General features: G+C 66.4%; 22 protein-coding genes. 13 read left to right on the top strand and 9 right to left on the bottom strand.

Annotated elements, in window-relative coordinates; genetic code table 11:
* Positions 1-4 precede the first annotated feature (4 nt).
* Positions 5-358, top strand: a complete 354-nt coding sequence (locus CXY75_RS12990; RefSeq protein WP_104083220.1) for a DUF488 domain-containing protein — start codon at positions 5-7, stop codon at positions 356-358.
* Between the two features lie 281 nt (positions 359-639).
* The gene (locus CXY75_RS12995; RefSeq protein WP_233201897.1) at positions 640-2,022 is read left to right on the top strand and encodes a dicarboxylate/amino acid:cation symporter; all 1,383 of its coding nucleotides are present in this window, start codon (positions 640-642) and stop codon (positions 2,020-2,022) included.
* A 155-nt stretch (positions 2,023-2,177) separates the two neighbouring features.
* Here the strand turns inward: CXY75_RS12995 and CXY75_RS13000 are convergent, their stop codons facing one another.
* From CXY75_RS13000 to CXY75_RS13005, 3 genes are all read right to left on the bottom strand, one after another.
* Positions 2,178-3,407 carry an NAD(P)/FAD-dependent oxidoreductase gene (locus CXY75_RS13000; RefSeq protein WP_104083222.1) on the bottom strand — a complete coding sequence of 410 codons (1,230 nt, stop codon included), beginning with the start codon at positions 3,405-3,407 and terminating at the stop codon, positions 2,178-2,180.
* Between the two features lie 330 nt (positions 3,408-3,737).
* On the bottom strand, positions 3,738-3,881 hold the full coding sequence (locus CXY75_RS19845; RefSeq protein ID WP_158251200.1) for a hypothetical protein: 144 nt from the start codon (positions 3,879-3,881) through the stop codon (positions 3,738-3,740).
* 81 nt (positions 3,882-3,962) lie between these two features.
* Positions 3,963-5,288, bottom strand: a complete 1,326-nt coding sequence (locus CXY75_RS13005; RefSeq protein ID WP_104083223.1) for an MFS transporter — start codon at positions 5,286-5,288, stop codon at positions 3,963-3,965.
* Between the two features lie 163 nt (positions 5,289-5,451).
* Here CXY75_RS13005 and CXY75_RS13010 point away from each other — a divergent pair, with 163 nt between their 5' ends.
* Positions 5,452-5,967, top strand: a complete 516-nt coding sequence (locus CXY75_RS13010; RefSeq protein ID WP_104083224.1) for a molybdenum cofactor biosynthesis protein B — start codon at positions 5,452-5,454, stop codon at positions 5,965-5,967.
* Between the two features lie 5 nt (positions 5,968-5,972).
* Complete coding sequence (locus CXY75_RS13015; RefSeq protein WP_233201898.1) at positions 5,973-6,401, top strand: molybdenum cofactor biosynthesis protein MoaE; 429 nt, start codon at positions 5,973-5,975, stop codon at positions 6,399-6,401.
* A gap of 105 nt (positions 6,402-6,506) precedes the next feature.
* Here CXY75_RS13015 and CXY75_RS13020 read toward each other — a convergent pair whose 3' ends face one another.
* From CXY75_RS13020 to CXY75_RS13045, 6 genes are all read right to left on the bottom strand, one after another.
* Positions 6,507-6,746, bottom strand: a complete 240-nt coding sequence (locus CXY75_RS13020; RefSeq protein ID WP_104083226.1) for a MoaD/ThiS family protein — start codon at positions 6,744-6,746, stop codon at positions 6,507-6,509.
* Entirely contained in the window at positions 6,746-7,018 is a 273-nt protein-coding gene (locus CXY75_RS13025) for a DUF6457 domain-containing protein (protein ID WP_104083227.1), read from the bottom strand. Before CXY75_RS13025 ends, CXY75_RS13020 begins: the two co-directional genes overlap by 1 nt.
* A 5-nt stretch (positions 7,019-7,023) precedes the next feature.
* The gene (locus CXY75_RS13030) at positions 7,024-7,806 is read right to left on the bottom strand and encodes a molybdenum cofactor guanylyltransferase (protein WP_104083228.1); all 783 of its coding nucleotides are present in this window, start codon (positions 7,804-7,806) and stop codon (positions 7,024-7,026) included.
* Positions 7,807-7,953: 147 nt separating this feature from the next.
* The gene (gene moaC / locus CXY75_RS13035) at positions 7,954-8,469 is read right to left on the bottom strand and encodes a cyclic pyranopterin monophosphate synthase MoaC (protein WP_104083229.1); all 516 of its coding nucleotides are present in this window, start codon (positions 8,467-8,469) and stop codon (positions 7,954-7,956) included.
* Positions 8,466-9,812 (bottom strand): gephyrin-like molybdotransferase Glp, encoded by a 1,347-nt coding sequence (gene glp / locus CXY75_RS13040; protein ID WP_104083230.1) that lies wholly within the window; start codon positions 9,810-9,812, stop codon positions 8,466-8,468. The genes moaC and glp overlap by 4 nt, the downstream gene beginning before the upstream one ends.
* A 3-nt stretch (positions 9,813-9,815) precedes the next feature.
* Positions 9,816-11,129 carry a ThiF family adenylyltransferase gene (locus CXY75_RS13045; protein WP_104083231.1) on the bottom strand — a complete coding sequence of 438 codons (1,314 nt, stop codon included), beginning with the start codon at positions 11,127-11,129 and terminating at the stop codon, positions 9,816-9,818.
* A gap of 226 nt (positions 11,130-11,355) precedes the next feature.
* On the opposite strand from CXY75_RS13045, the gene CXY75_RS13050 reads away from it, so the two are divergent.
* The 9 genes from CXY75_RS13050 to CXY75_RS13090 all read left to right on the top strand — a co-directional run bounded on the left by CXY75_RS13050 (position 11,356) and on the right by CXY75_RS13090 (position 18,078).
* Complete coding sequence (locus tag CXY75_RS13050; protein WP_104083232.1) at positions 11,356-11,760, top strand: molybdopterin-binding protein; 405 nt, start codon at positions 11,356-11,358, stop codon at positions 11,758-11,760.
* A complete protein-coding gene (gene modA, locus CXY75_RS13055; protein ID WP_104083233.1) occupies positions 11,757-12,557 on the top strand; it encodes a molybdate ABC transporter substrate-binding protein in 801 nt (266 codons plus the stop codon). The genes CXY75_RS13050 and modA overlap by 4 nt, the downstream gene beginning before the upstream one ends.
* Before the next feature lie 109 nt (positions 12,558-12,666).
* Positions 12,667-13,449: an ABC transporter permease gene (locus tag CXY75_RS13060; protein ID WP_104083234.1), complete on the top strand. Its 783-nt coding sequence runs from the start codon at positions 12,667-12,669 to the stop codon at positions 13,447-13,449.
* Between the two features lie 52 nt (positions 13,450-13,501).
* Positions 13,502-14,605, top strand: coding sequence for a sulfate/molybdate ABC transporter ATP-binding protein (locus CXY75_RS13065; RefSeq protein WP_104083235.1), 1,104 nt, complete (start codon positions 13,502-13,504; stop codon positions 14,603-14,605).
* A gap of 26 nt (positions 14,606-14,631) precedes the next feature.
* Complete coding sequence (locus CXY75_RS13070) at positions 14,632-14,910, top strand: hypothetical protein (protein WP_104083236.1); 279 nt, start codon at positions 14,632-14,634, stop codon at positions 14,908-14,910.
* A gap of 2 nt (positions 14,911-14,912) precedes the next feature.
* Positions 14,913-15,248: a hypothetical protein gene (locus CXY75_RS13075; RefSeq protein WP_104083237.1), complete on the top strand. Its 336-nt coding sequence runs from the start codon at positions 14,913-14,915 to the stop codon at positions 15,246-15,248.
* Positions 15,245-15,748 (top strand): hypothetical protein, encoded by a 504-nt coding sequence (locus tag CXY75_RS13080; RefSeq protein WP_104083238.1) that lies wholly within the window; start codon positions 15,245-15,247, stop codon positions 15,746-15,748. The genes CXY75_RS13075 and CXY75_RS13080 overlap by 4 nt, the downstream gene beginning before the upstream one ends.
* 55 nt (positions 15,749-15,803) lie before the next feature.
* Complete coding sequence (locus CXY75_RS13085; RefSeq protein ID WP_104083239.1) at positions 15,804-16,316, top strand: DinB family protein; 513 nt, start codon at positions 15,804-15,806, stop codon at positions 16,314-16,316.
* Between the two features lie 394 nt (positions 16,317-16,710).
* A complete protein-coding gene (locus CXY75_RS13090; RefSeq protein WP_104083240.1) occupies positions 16,711-18,078 on the top strand; it encodes an NAD-dependent succinate-semialdehyde dehydrogenase in 1,368 nt (455 codons plus the stop codon).
* Positions 18,079-18,144: the final 66 nt, after the last annotated feature.

Below are 18,144 nucleotides of genomic sequence, written 5' to 3' on the forward strand. Positions count from 1 at the left end.
GGCTGTGCTGCGTATTAAGAGGGCGTATGAACCGGCATCCGCAACCGACGGATGCCGGGTGCTGGTTGATCGCCTCTGGCCGCGTGGCGTCTCTAAGGAACGTGCAGAGCTCGACGAGTGGCTCAAAGAGGTCGCGCCGTCGCCCAGCTTGCGCACCTGGTGGGACCACGACCCGGAGCGCATGGACGAGTTCGCGCTGCGCTACCGGGCCGAACTTGATTCGCATACCGAAACGCAGGCGGCCGTTGTCACGTTACGGGCGCTCGTCGCCGAGGGCGACACGACCTTGGTCTACGGGGCCAAGGACCCGCACGTAAACCACGCTCGCGTGCTCGCGGAGTACCTCGAGGCTCGTTGATCGAGGGTTCCGCTGATCGAGGCGCGAGCTTGCGAGCGATCGAGATCCTTCGCGCGTCTCGACCGTTTGTTCCTCGCGCTTCGACTGGCGGGTTCCTCGCGCCTCGACCGGCGGGGGAAGTAGTTGACGCACAGCGTCACAATCGGCTCCAAGGAATACTGGGCGAACTGTCAGCCTTGGGTTTAGAGCCGCCTGCACGCGAAAGGAAATCCTGAGGGTTCCCAGCAATGCGGGTCTGGGCGTCAGCGTGTCTCACGAATGACTACAGAAAAGGTCGACCAGTGTCTTCAGCAATTCCCGTCAGTACCAGCAGAATTCCCAAGTGGGCAAAGTCCTTCGGTGTTCAGATCATCGCCGCGCTCATCATTGGCCTCGGCCTTGGCCTCGTGGCCAAGTACACCGGCAGCACGGAAGCGAGCCCCAACGGCCTTGGTGCCACGCTGAAAATTATTGGGTCGAGCTATGTCTCACTGCTGCAGGCGGCCGTTGTGCCCCTCATCTTCACGGCCGTGGTCAGCTCCATCGCCAACCTGCGTCAGGTGGCCAACGCGGCAAAACTGGCCTGGAACACACTGCTCTGGTTCGCCATCACCGCCTTGATTGCCGTTCTCATTGGTATCGGGCTCGGCGTGCTGGTGCGGCCGGGAGCCGGCACCGGCATCGCCGAAGGCGGCGAGTACTCCGGCAGAACCGGTGACTGGTGGGCCTTCCTGACCGGGCTCTTCCCCAAGAACTTCCTCGGCATCGGGGCCAGCACCAACGTCGTCGACGGCACCGCGACCACCAACATCAGCTTTAACGTGTTGCAGATTCTTGTCATCGCCATCGTCGTGGGTATTGCAGCCCTGAAGGTGGGCAAGGCGGCCGAACCCTTCCTCAACCTGAACGCATCCGCTTTGGCAGTCATTCAGAAGGTGCTCTGGTGGATCATTCGCGTCGCGCCGCTTGGCACGATCGGCCTGATCGGCAACGCCGTTGCGGTCTACGGCTGGGACACGATGGGGTCGCTCGGTAAATTTGCGATCACCATTTACATTGGCTTGATCCTGGTGTTGTTCGTGGTGTACCCCGTTCTCATCAAGTCCCACGGGCTTTCCGTCAAGCAGTACTACTCGGGCGTGTGGCCGGCGGTTCAACTCGGATTCGTGTCGCGCTCGTCTATTGGCACCCTGCCCCTGACCCAGCGTGTGACCGAACGCAGCCTCGGCGTGCCCCGCGGCTATGCATCCTTCGCCGTTCCGCTCGGCGCGACGACCAAAATGGATGGCTGCGCAGCGATTTATCCGGCCGTCGCCGCCATTTTCGTGGCCCAGTTCTTCGGCATCCAGCTTGACCTCACCCAGTACCTGCTCATCGTTCTGGTTTCCGTACTGGGTAGCGCGGCGACCGCCGGCACGACGGGCGCCGTCGTCATGCTGACGCTGACCCTCTCCACGCTGGGACTGCCGTTGGCCGGGGTTGGCCTACTGCTGGCCATCGACCCGATCATCGACATGGGCCGCACCGCGGTTAACGTCGCCGGCCAGGCACTCGTGCCGACCATTGTGGCCAAGCGACAGGGAATGCTCGACGAGGCGCTCTACAACGCGCCGCGAACGGCGCAGCCGTTCACGGACGACTCCGACGTGGCCGCGCCGAGCGAGCTGGCCGACACGCGGGCCTAGCTCGCTCGTGCAACTCGTTGATCGAGGCGCGAGCTTGCGAGCGATCGAGATCCGTGATGGGTCTCGTTCGCTCGTGCCTCGTGCCTCGTGCCTCGACCGGCGGCTTCTGACCGGCGCTGCGGCATCCGCTTTGCTCGAGGTGTGAGCCAGGGGCGCTAGACCTGGTCGAGGGGGATCGATTCGTCGGCGAGCCGGGCTGGATCAACCGGTTCACCCCGGCGAATGAGCGCTTGCACGGCGTCGTTGACGTCCCAGACGTTCACGTTCATGCCGGCGACGACCCGGCCGGCGTTCAGCCAGAACACGATGAATTCGCGGGCCTCTCGGTTGCCCCGGTAGACCAGATCGGCATTGCTGGTCAGCGGGCCGAAGCCGGAGTACTCCATGCCCACGTCGAACTGGTCGCTGTAAAAATACGGGATGGTGTCGAACGACACGCTCTGGCCGAGCATCGCCCTGGCGGCGACCGGGCCACCGTTGAGTGCATTCGCCCAGTGCTCGCTGCGCAGGCGCATGCCGGCAAGCGGATGCTCGGCGTTGGCCACATCGCCCGCCGCAAAGACGTGGGGGTCGCTTGTGCACAGGCTCGCGTCGACCAGAATTCCATTGTCGACCGCGAGCCCCGCTTTCTGGGCCAGTTCGACGTTGGGCACAGCGCCGATGCCCACCAAGACGAGGTCAGCCGGCACGGTTTCGCCGCCGGCCAGGAGGACCCCGGTGACCCGGCCATCCGTTCCAACCAGGCTGTCAACGACGACGGATCGGCGGATGATCACGCCGTTTGCTTCGTGTAGGGTCGCGAACATATTGCCAAGCTCGGTGCCGAGCGCTGCCGCGAGTGGTACCGGGCCGCGTTCGAGGATGGTGACCTCGTTGCCGAGGGTGCGCGCCGTCGCCGCCACTTCCATGCCGATCCAGCCGGACCCCACGACGACGAGTCGTGTGCCGCCGTCGGTCAGCAGCGCATGGAGCTGGTCGGAGTGGTCGAGGGTGCGCAGATAATGCACGCCGCCGAGAGAGGCTCCCGGCAGGGTCAGCCGGCGCGGCCGGGAACCGGTGGCCAGCAGCAGCCGGTCATAGCTCATCTGCGCGCCGTCATCGGTGCTGAGTAGATGAGTGCCGAGGTCGAGACCGACAGCGCGGGTACCGGGGTGAAACTGCACCCCATGGTCGGGGTACCAGCTCTCACTCTGCACAAAGATGGAGTCGCGCTCGGCCGTGCCAGCGAGGTAATCCTTCGACAGCGGCGGCCGAATGTACGGACGATGCTCCTCGGCGCCGATCAGGTGGATATCCCCGTCAAAGCCCTCCTCGCGCAGCGCACGGGCCGCGCTCGCCCCCGCGAGGGACGCCCCGACGATCACAAAATTCTGCTGGCCGGCCATGTCGTGGTCCTTCCTGAGGGGTGTGCTCCGACTGTACGTGGGTTTGCCTGATTGGGCGAGGTGCCTCTTCGGGGGCGCGAAGCGGCGCGGCGTGGAACGCTGGTGCTCGCAGGCATCCGCTCGGCGCACCATTGCACTGCGGACCGCTGGCGTCAACGGCGGCTGTCTGCGGAGCTTGATCATTTCCGTTGGTCGAGCTCGCCGGGACCGCCATGGACGGACGCTGGCTGGTCTGCCGAGCCGGGCCGCACCGTGAGCGGGCTGGGTAGCGGGCTGCTTGTGGTGCGGCGGGGCGGCATCCGCTTGAGAGAGGATGCCCAGCTCAAGCTCTCAGGACGGCGAGACCACGGTGTCGCAGCGCCAGCAACGCTGGGGCAGTTCGCCGGGAACGAAGGCGCCGCATTCCGGGCAGACCTGTTCAAGCCAGCAGGCCGGGTCGCCGCCGCTCGATTCGTTGTCGCCGCGTGTGGTCATGGGTTTCAGTATGACCCCGGCCACGGAAAAACCCGAAGCCCCCGCTGGAGGAGTAGGGGCTTCGGGTGGCAGGAGGGAGCGTCAGCTCGGGTTGGGCGCGCCGGGACGGGCGTAGTAAAACCAGGCCAAGCCCGTGCAGAGCACGCAGAACATGGCGCAGCCGATGAAGAAGGTGGTCGGGCTCATTGTTGTGAGCGCCATGCCCACGATGAACGGGCCGAAGGCGGCGATCGCGGCGGTCCAGCCGATCGCTCCGCCGGCCTGGCGCTTTGGAAAGATCATCGGCATCTGCTTGAACGTTCCGGCGTTGGCCAGGCCAGAGAAGAAGAAGATGATGAGCATGCCGGTCAGAAAACCATAGAATTCGTCCACGCTGGTCGGGGTGAGAAAGAACGCCGTGATGGTGGTACCAACGGCCATGCCCGCGCCGCCGATGAAGGTGAAGATGGCGCCGCCGAACCGGTCGCAGAGTGGGCCAGAGGCCGCACGCACCAGGGCTCCGACGACGGGGCCGATAAAGGCGAAGGCGAGCGGATTAGGCGCATCGGGAAAGTCGCCGTAGACGTTGAGAATGATCAGGCCCATTTGCGCGGCCAGGCCGCTGAACGCGCCGAAGCTCATCAGGTAGATCAGCGTCATGATCCAGGTGTGCTTGACCTTGAAGATGTCCAGCTGCTGCCGAAAATTAGCCTTGATCGGCACCCGCTTCAGAAACAGGAGGGCGAGGATGACGGCCAGAAGCACCCACGGCACGAGCACGAGCCCGCCGTTATGTAGCCAGACGAGTTCGCCGTTTGCATCGCTTTTCGGGGTGAGCACCGCGGTGCCGAGTAGACCGAATCCGACGACCCAAGGAGTGAGCAGCTGAATGAGACCGATACCGAAGTTGCCCAGGCCTGCCTGCAAGCCCAGCGCAGTGCCGGCCAGGCGCTTGGGGAAGAAATAGCTGGTCGACGCCATGAAACCCGAGAAACTGCCGCCGCCGATGCCGGCCGCGAAGGAGAGTGCGAGCAGCACCCAGTACGGCGTCGAGGTGTCGCGGGCTACCAGTGTCCAGCCGATCATCGGCAGAAGCAGCAGCGCGCTGGAGAGCGCGACGAGAATGCGGGTGCCGAGAATCGGCGGCAAGAACATGAACACGAGCCGCAGAAGACCAGCAGCCAAACCGGGCAGAGCAACGAGCCAGTAGAGCTGGCCGGTGCTGAGGTCGAAGCCGATGTCGTTGAGGCGGGGAGCGATCGCGCTGACCAGGTACCAGGCCGCGAAACCGAGGGTCATGCTGAACGTGGTGATCCACAGGGTGCGCCAGGCGAGGCGCGAGTCCCAGGTTTCTTCGTTTTCTGGATCCCAGTTGGAAAGATCCGGCTTCAGCGTGGACGTGACGCGTGGTGGTGAGACGGTTGACATGGTCTTCCTCGGGCAGTTTGATCGGGCAGATGGCCCGCTTGATACTTAGCTTGTTCGTTTGCCGCCGTGGGTGCATAGCGCAAACACCGTGAAAAATGATTCCGAGAAAAGCGGATGCCGGCGCGCTGGCTGAGAGCGTCGCGCGTCGCGGTACTGTGGAACGGTGAAAACTCAGCTCAAACTTGGGGCCGAACTTGGGGCCGTCGTGATCACCGTGTCTGATCGCTGCTCGCGTGGCGAACGCGAGGATCGATCGGGGCCGGCCACAGTGGATGCGCTCGGCGCTGTTGGCATTCCGTGCGGGGCGCCGCGGGTAGTGCCCGACGGCATCGAGAGCGTTGCCGGTGCCATCGCCGCCGCGCTCGGCGACGGCGCCCGCCTCGTCGTGACGACCGGCGGTACCGGTGTATCGGCGCGAGACCTGACGCCGGAGGGCACGGCAACGGTGCTGCACACGATTCTGCCGGGCATTTCCGAGCGGATGCGCGCCATCAGCGTCGCGACGATCCCCACCGCCGCTCTCGCGCGCGGCCTCGCCGGCATCGCCGATTCGGTCGGCAATAACGGCGCCCTGGTCGTGAATCTTCCCGGTTCGGTCGGCGGGGTGCTGGACGGCGTGGCCATTCTGGCGCCGCTGGTGCGGCACATTATCGATCAGCTCGACGGCGGTGACCACTGATGGCTGTGGCTGAGTCGCTCGGGTTTGCCAAAGTCACCGAGTCGCTGCTCAACGTGGCCGAACACGTTTCGGCTGTTTCCGGTGTCTCCCACGGCGCCGTTGTGACGTTCATCGGGCAGGTGCGCGACCACGATCCCGACGCCGCCGGACGGGTGACCGGCCTCGACTACAGCGCACATCCCGACGCTGGGCGCATTATCGGTGAGATTGCCGCGCGGGTGCTGGCGCAGCATCCGCTTGTCGTGTTGGCGGTCAGTCACCGAATCGGACACCTCGACGTTGGCGACCTGGCCTTGGTCGCTGCGGTAGCGAGCGCCCATCGGGGCGACGCCTTTGCCGCCTGCGAAGCCCTGGTCGAAGCCGTGAAAAAAGAGGTTCCGATCTGGAAGAAGCAGTTTGAGGTCGACGGAACCCATTCCTGGGTCGGTCTGTAATGAGTGCCGTTTAGAACTGCGCAGATTTGAACGAAATCGCTGTTTCGCAGGGCTGATTGGGGTCGCTAGGCGACGTTCTCCGCAGTTATCCAATGCCCCGCGTACTCAGCCGCCGGCGAAGGGCGGGAGCACGTCGACGGTGTCGGTGGGCGCGAGCGTGACGGCGTCACTGCTGGCGCGGGTGCCGTTCACGAGAAGCGAGCACAGCCCGAGCACGCGCACGAACTCGCTGCCGTAGCGCTCGCCGAGGTTGGTGCGCAGCTCGCCAATCGTGCCGGCATCGAGTGTGGCCGTGTCGGCCCCGGCGGTTTCGGCCGCGCCAGCAAAGAATCGCAGGGTGGCCATCAGAGCTTCTCTGGCGCCCAGTCGCGGGCGAGTTCGCTCGCGACGGCGCAGGCGGCCTCAATGTCGGCGCCGGTTCCGCCGTTTTTCGCGGCGGCGAGACCGATCAGAAAGGTGCTGAGCGGCGCGGCCGGCCGGGCTACATTGTGGGCAACGTCGCGGGCGACATCGAGCAGGTCGCCGACCGGAACGTCGGCCGGGTCGAGCTGGAGCCGGTCGGCGAGGGCGGTGAGCCAGTCGTCGAGCGCCTCGGGAGGCAACGGTGCAGAACTCATGGGGCTCACTCCTCGGGTGGGGCTTCGGGGGCAGCGCTCAAACGCGCGGTGCTGCTCTCAACATCCTGCCACGTGTCGACGTCGACACCGGCTCCGGATTCGTCCAGCACCCCGAGAAGGGTGAGCCCGGCGAGCAGCTGACGCATGCTGGCGCCGGCGACGTGATCGCCGAGCCGGTCCACGGCGGCTTGCAGAGCGGGAGCGCGGTAGATACCGGCAAGCCACTGGGCGTGGCCGGTGTCGTCGACGAGGTGCACGCCGTCAACCGTGGGTGCTGTACCGGTCGCCGCAAGTGTGGGCGTGTCGCAAGCGGATGCCGCAGCGACCAGCAGGTGCGCGGCATCCGCTCCCCAGGGGAGGTCGCAGGCGAGCACGAGGAGCCAGCTGGCGGGTTCTCGGAGTTTCGGCTGGTCGGTGCCTGCGGTGCCGGATGTGCTGGTGAGGGCGGCTAGGCCGGCCGCGAGTCCGGCGACCGGGCCGCCGAACGGTGGGTCTTCGAGGGCCCAGATGAGTGCCGACGGCGTCGCGGCCGTGTGGTCATCGGGCGCCGATGACGTGTGATCGGGTGGGGAGTCGGGTTCGGGAAGCGGCGGCGCGCCAGCGGCGGGCCGCGCTGCGGGCGGGCCGACGACAACGACGCGCCGGGCGAGGGGGCTGGCATCGAGTACGCGGGAGAGCAGGGTGCGCCCGGCTACCTCGACCGCGGGTTTGAGCGCGCCGCCGAGTCGGCTGCCGCGTCCGCCCGCGAGCACGATCAGGTCGACGGTGGGGGTGAGGTGTGCGCTCATTCGACATGTCCGGGGTGTGAGCGCGCCCAATTTCGTGCCCCGCACGGTTCCGGCCATGAGCGCGCCCGATAGAGGGGCCCGCTCCGGTAACGGGCGTAGCGGCTACCCGTTTCGGGCGCGGTTATGGTGGTGGGTGGCGGCATCCGCTTAGATTTCGGCGCGTAGCCAGTCGCCGCTTTTGCCGCCGCTCTTGGCGAGCAGTCGCACGTTCTCGATCGTGACGGATTTGTCGAGGCCCTTGACCATGTCGACGACGGCGAGGGCGGCGACCGAGACGGCGGTGAATGCCTCCATCTCGACGCCGGTGCGGTCGGCGGTGCGCACGGTCGCCGTGATGCTGACGCCGTCATCCTCGACCGTGAGGTCGACGACGGCTCCGTGCACGCCGATCACGTGGGCCAGGGGGAGCAAGTCGGCGGTCTTCTTAGCGCCCTGAATTCCGGCGATGCGAGCCACAGCGAGCACATCGCCCTTGGGAGCTGTGCCATCGCGCAGGGCCGCGATGACCCTGGCGCCGCAGCGCACGAAACCCGCAGCGGTGGCGCTGCGCACGGTTGGAAATTTATTGGTGACGTCGACCATGCGGGCCTGTCCGGCCGAGTCGAGGTGGGTGAAGAGCTGGGCGGGCACGGTCGCGCCGGGAGTGTCGGTGGTGGGCGTCATGATGTAAGCATGACAGTGATCAGGTCGCCGCCGCGAATGTGAGTCGTGTCCTCGGGCACGATGGCAAGACCAGTGGCCTGCGCCAGGCCGGCGACGAGGTGCGAACCCGAACCCCCTCGGGAGGCCGGGCGTGCCTCGAGGTGGGTGCCGTCGGCCTGGGCGCCGTGCGTGACTAGGACAGGCATGTACTGGGCACGTCCTGGAGGCGACGTCCAGCCGTCGACGACCGTTGCCGTGACGGTGCGGCGCTGCACGGTCGGTTGACCGAGCAGCCGGCGCAGCGCTGGCCGCACGAACACCTCGAACGACACGTAGGCGCTGACCGGGTTGCCGGGCAGGGCGAAGATCAGCGGTCCGGGCGCTTTATCGGTCGCGGGCCAGCGTCCGAACCCCTGGGGCTTACCGGGCTGCATCTTGACCGGTCCGAAGTGCACCGTGCCGAGCGGTTGCAGCACGGCTTTGACGACGTCGTACGCTCCGACGCTGACACCACCGGAGAGCACGATCACGTCGACCGTGCCGGCCAGGTCGGTGAGTACCGCGTGCAGGGCATCGTCGTCGTCGGGCACTGCGCCGACTCGAATGACAACACCGCCGGCCTCGGCGACGGCCGCAGCGAGCAGAAAGGAGTTGGAGTCGGGAATCTGACCGCGCCGGGTCGGGCTGCCCGGGGTGACGAGTTCGCTTCCGGTGGAGATCACAGCGACGCGCGGCGCCGGGTGCACGAGCACCGAACTGGTTCCGGCGCTCGCCGCTGCGGCGACCCTGGTGGGCCAGAGCACGCTGCCGGCGCTCAGTACTCGGTCGCCAGCGTGGGCGTCTTCGCCGGCGCGGCGCACGTGCGCCGCGGCTTTGGGGGCCCGCACAATGGTGACCCTCTCGGTGCCCTGATCGGTATCTTCGATCGGAACGATGGCATCCGCGCCGTCGGGAATGGGCGCGCCCGTCATGATGCGCGCAACCTGCCCCGGCACCAGGTGTGGATTCTCGGCCGTACCGGCGGCGAGGTCGGCAACGACGGGCAACGTGATTGGGTTCTCGGCCGAGGCATCGAGCAGGTCCGCGCGGATCACGGCGTAGCCGTCCATCGCGGAGTTGTCGAAGGGAGGAGTGTCTGTCGCGGTCAGCACGTCCTCGGCGAGCACGAGGCCGCGCGCAGCGTCGAGCGACACCCGCACCGGAGGCAGCGGGGCTACGGACCCCAGCACGATCGCGAGCTGCTCGGTAACGGTGCGAGCGGATGCGGCGGGCGCGCAGGCATCCGCTCCGCCGGTGTGCGTGTGGTCGCGGCGCGAGTCTTCGCCGTCGGGAGTGGCCGCGCCGGGCTGAGGGGCGGTGGTCATCGGCTAGGCGAGGCTGTCGGGGTTGCTCGTGCTGCCGGCGTCGTCCAGCGCCGATGCGTGCCGGCCGGTCTGGGTCGGCTCAAGGGCTGGCTCGAGGGTCGGATCGAGTGATGGCCATCGGCTGCCGATTCCGGGCGCGCGTCCGGCCGTGACGAGGTCGTCCCAGGCTAGGATTCCGCCGGTGAGCACGGAGACATCGGTGTAACCGGCCTCGTGTAGGGCAGCAGCGGCGCGGGCGGCGCGGCCGCCGGCGTGGCAGTGCACGATGAGCGGGGTATCGCTTGGCAGCGCGGCGCGGCCACGATCGGAGAGCACCCCGTCGGTCAGCAATTCGCCCAGCGGCAGCAGTTGGGCATCCGGAATCGAACTCTCGGCGTGCTCGCTCGGCTCACGAACGTCGACGACGAGAAAGTTGTCGGTTCCGGCGCGCTGAGCATCGAGGCGATCGACGAGGTCGGCGCTGGAGACCTCTGCGGCGCTCGTTGTTGCAGCCTGCGCGAGCTCGGCGGCAATTTCGGCGCTGCTCGGCTCGGCAGCAATGCCCGTTCCAAGCAGCGGAATCTCGCTGAACCGGCCAGACAGTGCGTCGATTACGAGCACGCGTCCGATCAGCGGGGTACCGATTCCGGTGATGAGCTTGATGGTTTCGGTCGCCATAAGCGACCCGATCTGGCCGCACAGCGCGCCGAGCACACCGGCGTCGGCACAGTTGGGCACCTCTCCGTCGGCCGGCGGCGTCGGAAACAAATCGCGCAGGTGCACGCCTGTGACGCCCGAGCCGGCCGGCGGTGTCGCCCAGAACACGGACAACTGAGCGTCGAAGCGCAAAACGGATGCCCATACCAGTGGCAGCCCGAGCCGCGCGCAGGTGTCATTCACGAGGAACCTGGTCGGAAAGTTGTCGGTGCCATCGATGACCACGTCATAGCCGCTGATAATCTCGGCAGCGTTTGCCGCGACCAACCGTTCGGCGTGGCGCACGACGGTGGTTTCCGGGGCAATTTCGGCGATGCGCTCGGCGGCGCTGTCTACCTTGGGGCGGCCGACATCCGCTTGGCCGTGGGCAATCTGCCGTTGGAGGTTGCTCGGTTCGACGTCGTCACCGTCGACGATTCCAATGGTTCCGACGCCGGCTGCCGCCAAATACAGCAGCGCGGGGGAGCCGAGTCCGCCGGCGCCGAGCACGAGCACCCGGGCGTTGGCCAGGCGGCGCTGGCCGATTTCATTGAGTTGGGGGAGGCGGCGCTGGCGAGCGGTACGCACGGATTCGGACGCACTGAGCCGATCAACGGGTTCAACAAGGGGAGGAATTGCCATGGCTTAAGGCTAGGCGCTTCGAAGCCCCGCGGCCACCGATGTGACGCTGGGCCCTGCCGCGTCGGCCGCCGCCGTGGCTAAATCAAAAAATCCGCTGACAATGTGCCCAGAACGGCCCTACATCGGCCGTCGCCACCCGGATTGCCTGAATTCGCCACGGGCAGCTATGGGGATAGTTCGACCGGCGGCGGCATAAATCCGCAAATGCGGTGCTAATCTGCCATTCATGACGCACTATCGGATCAGTGAGGCCGCCGAGCTGCTCGGCGTCAGCGACGACACCGTGCGACGCTGGGTCGACGGTGGCCGTCTCGCGGCGGATACCGACGCATCCGGTCGCCTCGTCGTTGACGGAGCGGCGCTCGCCGCCTTCGCGGTCGACCAGGCAAGCACCCCGCCCGATCCGTCGAGTGTGGGCCGCAGCGCCCGCAATCGCTTCGTCGGAATCGTCACCGCCATCACCATGGACACGGTCATGGCCCAGGTGGAATTGCAGTGCGGGCCGCACCGCGTCGTCTCGCTCATGTCGAGCGAGGCCGTGCGCGAACTCGGCCTCGAGATCGGCTCGCTGAGCGTCGCCGTGATCAAGGCCACCAATGTGATCGTCGAAACTCCGGGACGGATATCGTGAGTCGGCTCCCACAAACTCTGGCCGTTCTCGCCGCGGTCGCCGTGGTTCTCACCGGCTGTGCGCCGTCGAACTCGGCGGACGCCGGCGCAACGAACGCCGGCGCACCGACCGCTTCGGGGCTCGAGCCCCAAACCCTCAGCGTCTATGCCGCAGCCTCCCTGTCCGGCCCTTTCGACGAACTCGCGACCCTGCTCGAGCAGCAGAACCCGGCCCTCGACGTGCAGATCAGCTACGACGGATCCTCCACCCTCGCGACCCAGATTGCCGCCGGTGCTCCCGCCGATGTGTTCGCCAGTGCCGACCAGAAGAACCTGCAGCCGCTCGCCGATAGCGGGCTGGTCGGCCCGGGCAGACTGTTTGCCGGCAACACCCTCCGCATCGCTGTCGCCCCCGGCAACCCGCTCCAGATTGAGGCGCTCAAAGACCTGACCCGTCCCGGCGTGATTACCGTGCTGTGCGCGGTGCTGGTGCCGTGCGGGGCGGCATCCGCTACCCTGCTCGCCAACGCGGGCGTCACACTCACACCCGCGAGCGAGGAACAGAACGTGACGGCGGTCGTCACCAAGATCGCCGGCGGCGAAGCGGATGCCGGCCTCGTCTACGCCACGGATGTCGCTGCCAACCCCGGCCGCATCGAGGGCGTGACTCCGGCCGGAGCCGACGCGGTCGTCGGACACTATCCGATATCCGTTGTGGCCGATAGTGAGCACGCCGCAGCCGCCCAGGCCTTCGTCGACCTCGTGCTCTCGCCAGCCGGCCAGTCCGTGCTCGCCGCCCACGGATTCCTCGCCCCGTGACCCTCCACTACTTTCCACCGGGCCCGAAAACCGGGCCCGCGATAGAGCATGGGCCCACCGACCGGGACCGGGCCCGGAAAGACAAGACCCCGATCCGCGGGCGCCGCGCATGATCCCGCGCCTGCTATACCTGCCCGCGAGCATCGGCCTCGCCCTGCTCGTGCTGCCGCTCGCCGCACTCCTCGTCAAGGTCGACTGGCCCGGCCTCCCGGCCCTGCTCCTCTCACCCGAAGCCCTGCAGCCGCTGGGGTTGTCGCTGGCGACGGCATCCGTTTCGACCGTGCTCTGCCTGTTGCTCGGCGTGCCGCTCGCCGTCGTCATCGCCCGGTCACGGCCGCGCACCGCCGGGCTGCTGCGCGCACTCGTAACCGTGCCGCTCGTGCTTCCGCCGCTCGTCGGCGGCATCGCGCTGCTTTCCCTGCTCGGACGCGGCGGCGTGCTCGGCAGCACCCTCGAACTCGCCGGACTGCGCATTCCCTTCACGACCGCAGCCGTCGTCATCGCCCAAACCTTCGTGGCCCTGCCGTTCCTGGTGATCGCGGTCGAGGGCGCGCTGCGCACCGCCGGCATCCGTTACGAACGGGTCGCCGCGACCCTCGGCGCCGGCCGCGGCACCGTCTTCGCGCGCATCACGCTGCCGCTCGTTGCCCCCGGACTGCTCGCCGGCACCGTTCTCAGCTTCGCCCGCGCCCTCGGCGAATTCGGCGCGACCGCCCTCTTCGCCGGCAATCAGGCCGGAGTCACCCGCACCATGCCCCTCGCCATCTACACCGCCTTCAATGGCTCGGGCGTGACGACCGACCAGGCCGTCGCCCTGTCGCTGCTTTTGATCGCGGTCGCCGTAATCATCCTCGTGCTGGTCGGAACCCGCCGAGCGAGCGTGCTCTCATGACCTCCATAAAAGCGGATGCCCGCTGCTCCCGTCGGACCCGGAGCGTGCTCTCATGACCCCCGCCCTCTGGAAGTCCGCCGTCAACGCCTTGCTCGAGGCCAACCTGCAGCTCACCCGCGGCTCGTTCACCCTCGACGTGCAACTCACCCTCGTGCCCGGCGAGGTTCTCGCGCTCCTCGGCCCAAACGGCTCGGGCAAATCGACCGTGCTCGACCTGCTGGCCGGCCTCGCCACCCCCTCCAGCGGCACGGTCTCCCTCGACGGTGCGACCCTCGTTGCGCCCGGCCGCTTCGTGGCGCCCGAAAAGAGGGCGATCGGTTTGCTTGGGCAAGAACCCCTGCTGTTTCCGCACCTCAGCGCCCGGGCCAACGTGGCCTTTGCCCTGCACGTTGGTGAAGCGCAATTGCCTACCGCCCAGGCACAAAAACAGGCCGACCGCTGGCTCGATCGCGTTGGTTTACAGGGCTTTGGAGACCGCAAACCTGGAGCGCTCTCCGGCGGTCAGCAGCAGCGCGTCGCCCTCGCCCGGGCGCTCGCGGCTGGTCCGCGCGTGCTGCTCCTTGACGAACCAATGGCCGCCCTCGACGCCGAAACCGCGCCGTTCATGCGCCAACTCATCCGCGAGCAGCTCGCCGAAACCGGAACGAGCGCCATCATCGTCACGCACGACATCGTTGATGCCGTCGTGCTCGCCGATCGCGTCGCCGTGCTGCACAATGGCGCGCTTATCGACGAGGGCGCGACCGCCGAGGTGCTTGCGGCTCCGCGAAACCCGTTCGTCGCGGCCCTCGCCGGCGTCAACCTCGTGGTCGGCACCGCGCAGAACGGCGCGATCGTCGCCCCCGACGGCCGCATCTTTTGGGTGCGTCCAACGGATGCCGACCTCACGCAAGCCACGCCCGCCGCGGCCGTCTTTCGCCCGGCATCCGTTGTTGTACAGACGGAACGGCCGCGGAACGCGAGCCCGCGCAACGTCTGGTCGGCGCGCGTGACCGGCATTGAGCCGGGCAATGGCGGAGTGCGCCTGCGCACGAGCGGCGATCCCGAGATCATCGCGGAACTCACCCCCGCCGCGGTCGCTGACCTCGGCCTACAGCTCGGCTCACCCGTCTGGCTCTCGGTCAAAGCCACCGACGTGAGCGCCTACCGCCGCTAAACCCGAACGAGAGCAGGGGGCAGCAGATGCCGACATTACGCGTTATTGATTCGTTGCTCGCCGACCTGTCCGCGACCTTGTCCGGCGGGGCGGCGCAACTGAGCTTGTCCGACTGGATTTTTCGGTGGCCAGAAGGTGCACTCCAGAGCGATTCGGTCGCGGCGGCCCTGCACGACACGACGTCACAACAGATCGAACGATCCGATTTGGTCGCGCGAGCCCTGACCACGCTCGGCGATTTTCCGGCGGCCGTGGCCGAACAGTTTCGGGCGACCGATTCCCTACTCGGTCGAGAATTGAACTGATCGTGTGGAGCATCGCGAATCCGAGATGGGGTGAGCCCGAGAGCATTCTCTCCGAAGCGAGAATCCGTTCCGGTCAAGCGGATGCCCTCCGCACCCTGCAAACAACGCTGGCCGTCGCGCAATCCCAGGCTCAATCCACCGGCTGGACGGCGGTCTCCCGCGACGCCTTCGCCGCGGGTATCTGCTACGAAGGTCCCAAGCCCGCCTCTACGATCGATGGGGACGGGACACAAATATGGCACCCGACCGTACTGGTGGACAACCACAGCCTCGTTGCGACAAGTCACCTGGACAACACAGAGGTCCTCAGAGACCTTCCGGAGCTGATTTACGAATGAACTCCAGGGGAAAATTGGCGGCCGTTGTCGGAATGTTCGCGCTCTCGATGGTGCTGGCATCGTGTGCGTCGACGAATCAGTTCGGTGAGACAACGATGGATCTTAAGACGGCAAAGGGAATCGCGATGGCAACGAAAGATGAGGCTGCCGCGCTGGTCCCCGCCCAGAATGTCGGCGACCAATCCCAGACGAAGACGGCGCACCTGGTGGGTTGCGCAAATGGCGAGGTGGCGTGGCCCGGTAGAACAACGGTATCTCTAATCGGTGATGTTGATGCGGAAGCAATGATCGAGGTCATTGCTTCCGCGTGGGAGCAAAAAGACGCAGTGGTGGTGGAGCGGCGCAGAACCCGGCAAGATGCACCGCGCGTAGATATGACGGGCACGCAGGGAGATTTCTACAGTGCGTCGATTTGGTCTCCCGGCACCGAACTGAAAATCACCTCTTTTTCGCCGTGTTTTGAGCTGGAAGAGGGGCAGCATCCGTCGGATGAGTATTAGTTGTGACCCACGGTCGAGCGCCGGGGTACGGTGGCAGAACCGATTAAGGAGACCCATGACCCCGTCCGAACTGCTCATCGAAGAATTTTCCCGCATCCAGGGCAGCGTGCGCACGGCCCTGAAAAACGCGACCATCGCCACCCTCACTTATCGAGCGGATGCCGATGCCAACACCATCGCCTGGCTCACCTGGCACCTCTCCCGCGGGCAGGACGACCACATCGCCGACCTCGCCGGTACCGAGCAGGTGTACACCGCCCAGGGGTGGGACGAGCGATTTGACCTGCCGTTCGGTCCGACCAGGATCGGCTATGGCTTCACCTCCGCCGAGGTCGCCGCCGTTCGCGCCGACGCCGAGCTGCTCGGCGGCTACTACGACGCCGTGCACACCGCGACCCTCGCCTATCTGGCCACCCTGAGCGCGGCGGATCTTGACCGAGTCGTCGACGAGTCCTGGACCCCGGCCGTCACCGTCGGCGTGCGCCTGGCCAGTGTGCTCGCCGACGATTTGCAGCACGCCGGCCAGGCCGGCTTCGTGCGCGGCCTCGCCGATCGCGCCGGTGTCTGAGCCGCCGCCTCACCGACCCATCGCCGCATTTTTGTAAACGGGGCAGCCAGAAGCCGGCCTGACCGGTGAACACGCGGGTTTGGACGCCGCAAGCGTGCCACTCGCAACTGTGCTGCCGCAGATATCTCGCAGGCCGGTCCCTCCTGCAATGAGGCATCACGGAAGTTAGGGATCAGCATGACCGCATCACGGAGGCGCTTTACCCGAGTGTTCACAGATGAGTTGTGCCGCGAGGTAGTCGATATCTCCACGTCAGGAAGCAGATTGGCCTGACCTCTGCCTCCCATCACCATGCGGGTGCACGCATTCCCCTTGACAAATCCCGCAACCATGATTGGCTCGTGTCACGTGACAATTTCCGGCACAGTAGTCCAACCGTGAAAGGAAGTGGCTCGTGAGCCAGTACGCCGTTATCAACCCCGCCACCGGCGAAACCATCAAGACGTACCCCCAAATTTCAAATGATGAACTTGAGCAGGTCATCGCATCGGCAGATGAAGCCCACGTCGGCTGGTCACGAAGTTCCTCGATCGATGAGCGGGCCGCGCTCCTGCGCCGGGTCGGTGATTTGCACGAGGAGCGTCGCGACGAGCTGGCGGCCATGATCGTGCGCGAGATGGGCAAGCCCGTCGATCAAGCGCTCGGCGAGGTCGACTATGCCGCCGACATCTACCGGTACTACGCCGAGAACGCGCAGAATTTTCTGAAGGACGAACCAATCACCCTGCGTAGCGGCGAGGGTTCCGCCTTCATGCGCTCCACATCGCTCGGTGTGCTGATCGGTGTCATGCCGTGGAATTTCCCGTACTACCAGGTTGCGCGCTTCGCTGCACCGAACCTCATGACGGGCAACACGATCATCCTCAAGCATGCCTCGCAGTGCCCGGAGTCGGCCGCGGCGATCGAGCAAATCTTTCACGACGCAGGCTTTCCGGCCGGCGCCTATACCAATGTGTACGCGGACAGCGAGCAGGTCGCCACGATCATCGCCGACCCGCGGGTACAGGGCGTTTCCCTCACCGGTTCGGAGGGCGCCGGCGCGGCCGTTGCCGAGGTCGCCGGTCGCCACCTCAAGAAGGTCGTGCTGGAACTGGGCGGGTCAGACCCGTTCATTTTGCTGAGCACCGACGACATGGCCGCCGCAGTGGATGCCGCCGTCGCCGGTCGCCTCCGCAATGGCGGACAGGCCTGCGACGCCGCCAAGCGATTCATCGTGATCGATGAACTTTACGATGAGTTCACGGAGAAGTTCACCGCCGCCATCCTGGCGTGCTCTCCTAGCGATCCGACAGTGCCCGGGGCAGACTACGGACCCATTTCGTCGCTCGCCGCAGCCGAGCATCTTGAGGAGCAGGTCGAGCGCGCGGTCGCGCAGGGAGCGACCCTGGCGAGCACGGGCAAACGTTCTGGCACCTTCTACCCATCGGCCGTGCTCACCGACGTCACGCCAGACAACAACACGTACCATGAGGAGTTCTTCGGCCCCGTCGCATTCGTCTATCGGGCAGCCTCAGAAGATCACGCCGTCACCCTCGCCAACGACACTCCGTTCGGGCTGGGCTCCTACCTGTTCACGACCGATCCTGAGCAGGCCCTGCGAGTCGCCGATCGCATCGAAGCCGGCATGGTGTTCGTCAACCTCGTCGACGCCGGCAGCGCAGAGCTACCGTTCGGCGGGGTGAAAAGAAGCGGCTTCGGGCGCGAACTCGGACGCTTCGGTGCCAGCGAGTTTGTGAACAAGAAACTCATCCGCATCGGCTGACCCACTGCCGACCGCGGTAGCCGATGGGGCGAACACGCCCTGAAAGACCGCAGTGACGAACGTAGT

It is taken from the genome of Cryobacterium sp. Y11 (assembly GCF_002929535.1).
Classification (GTDB): domain Bacteria; phylum Actinomycetota; class Actinomycetes; order Actinomycetales; family Microbacteriaceae; genus Cryobacterium.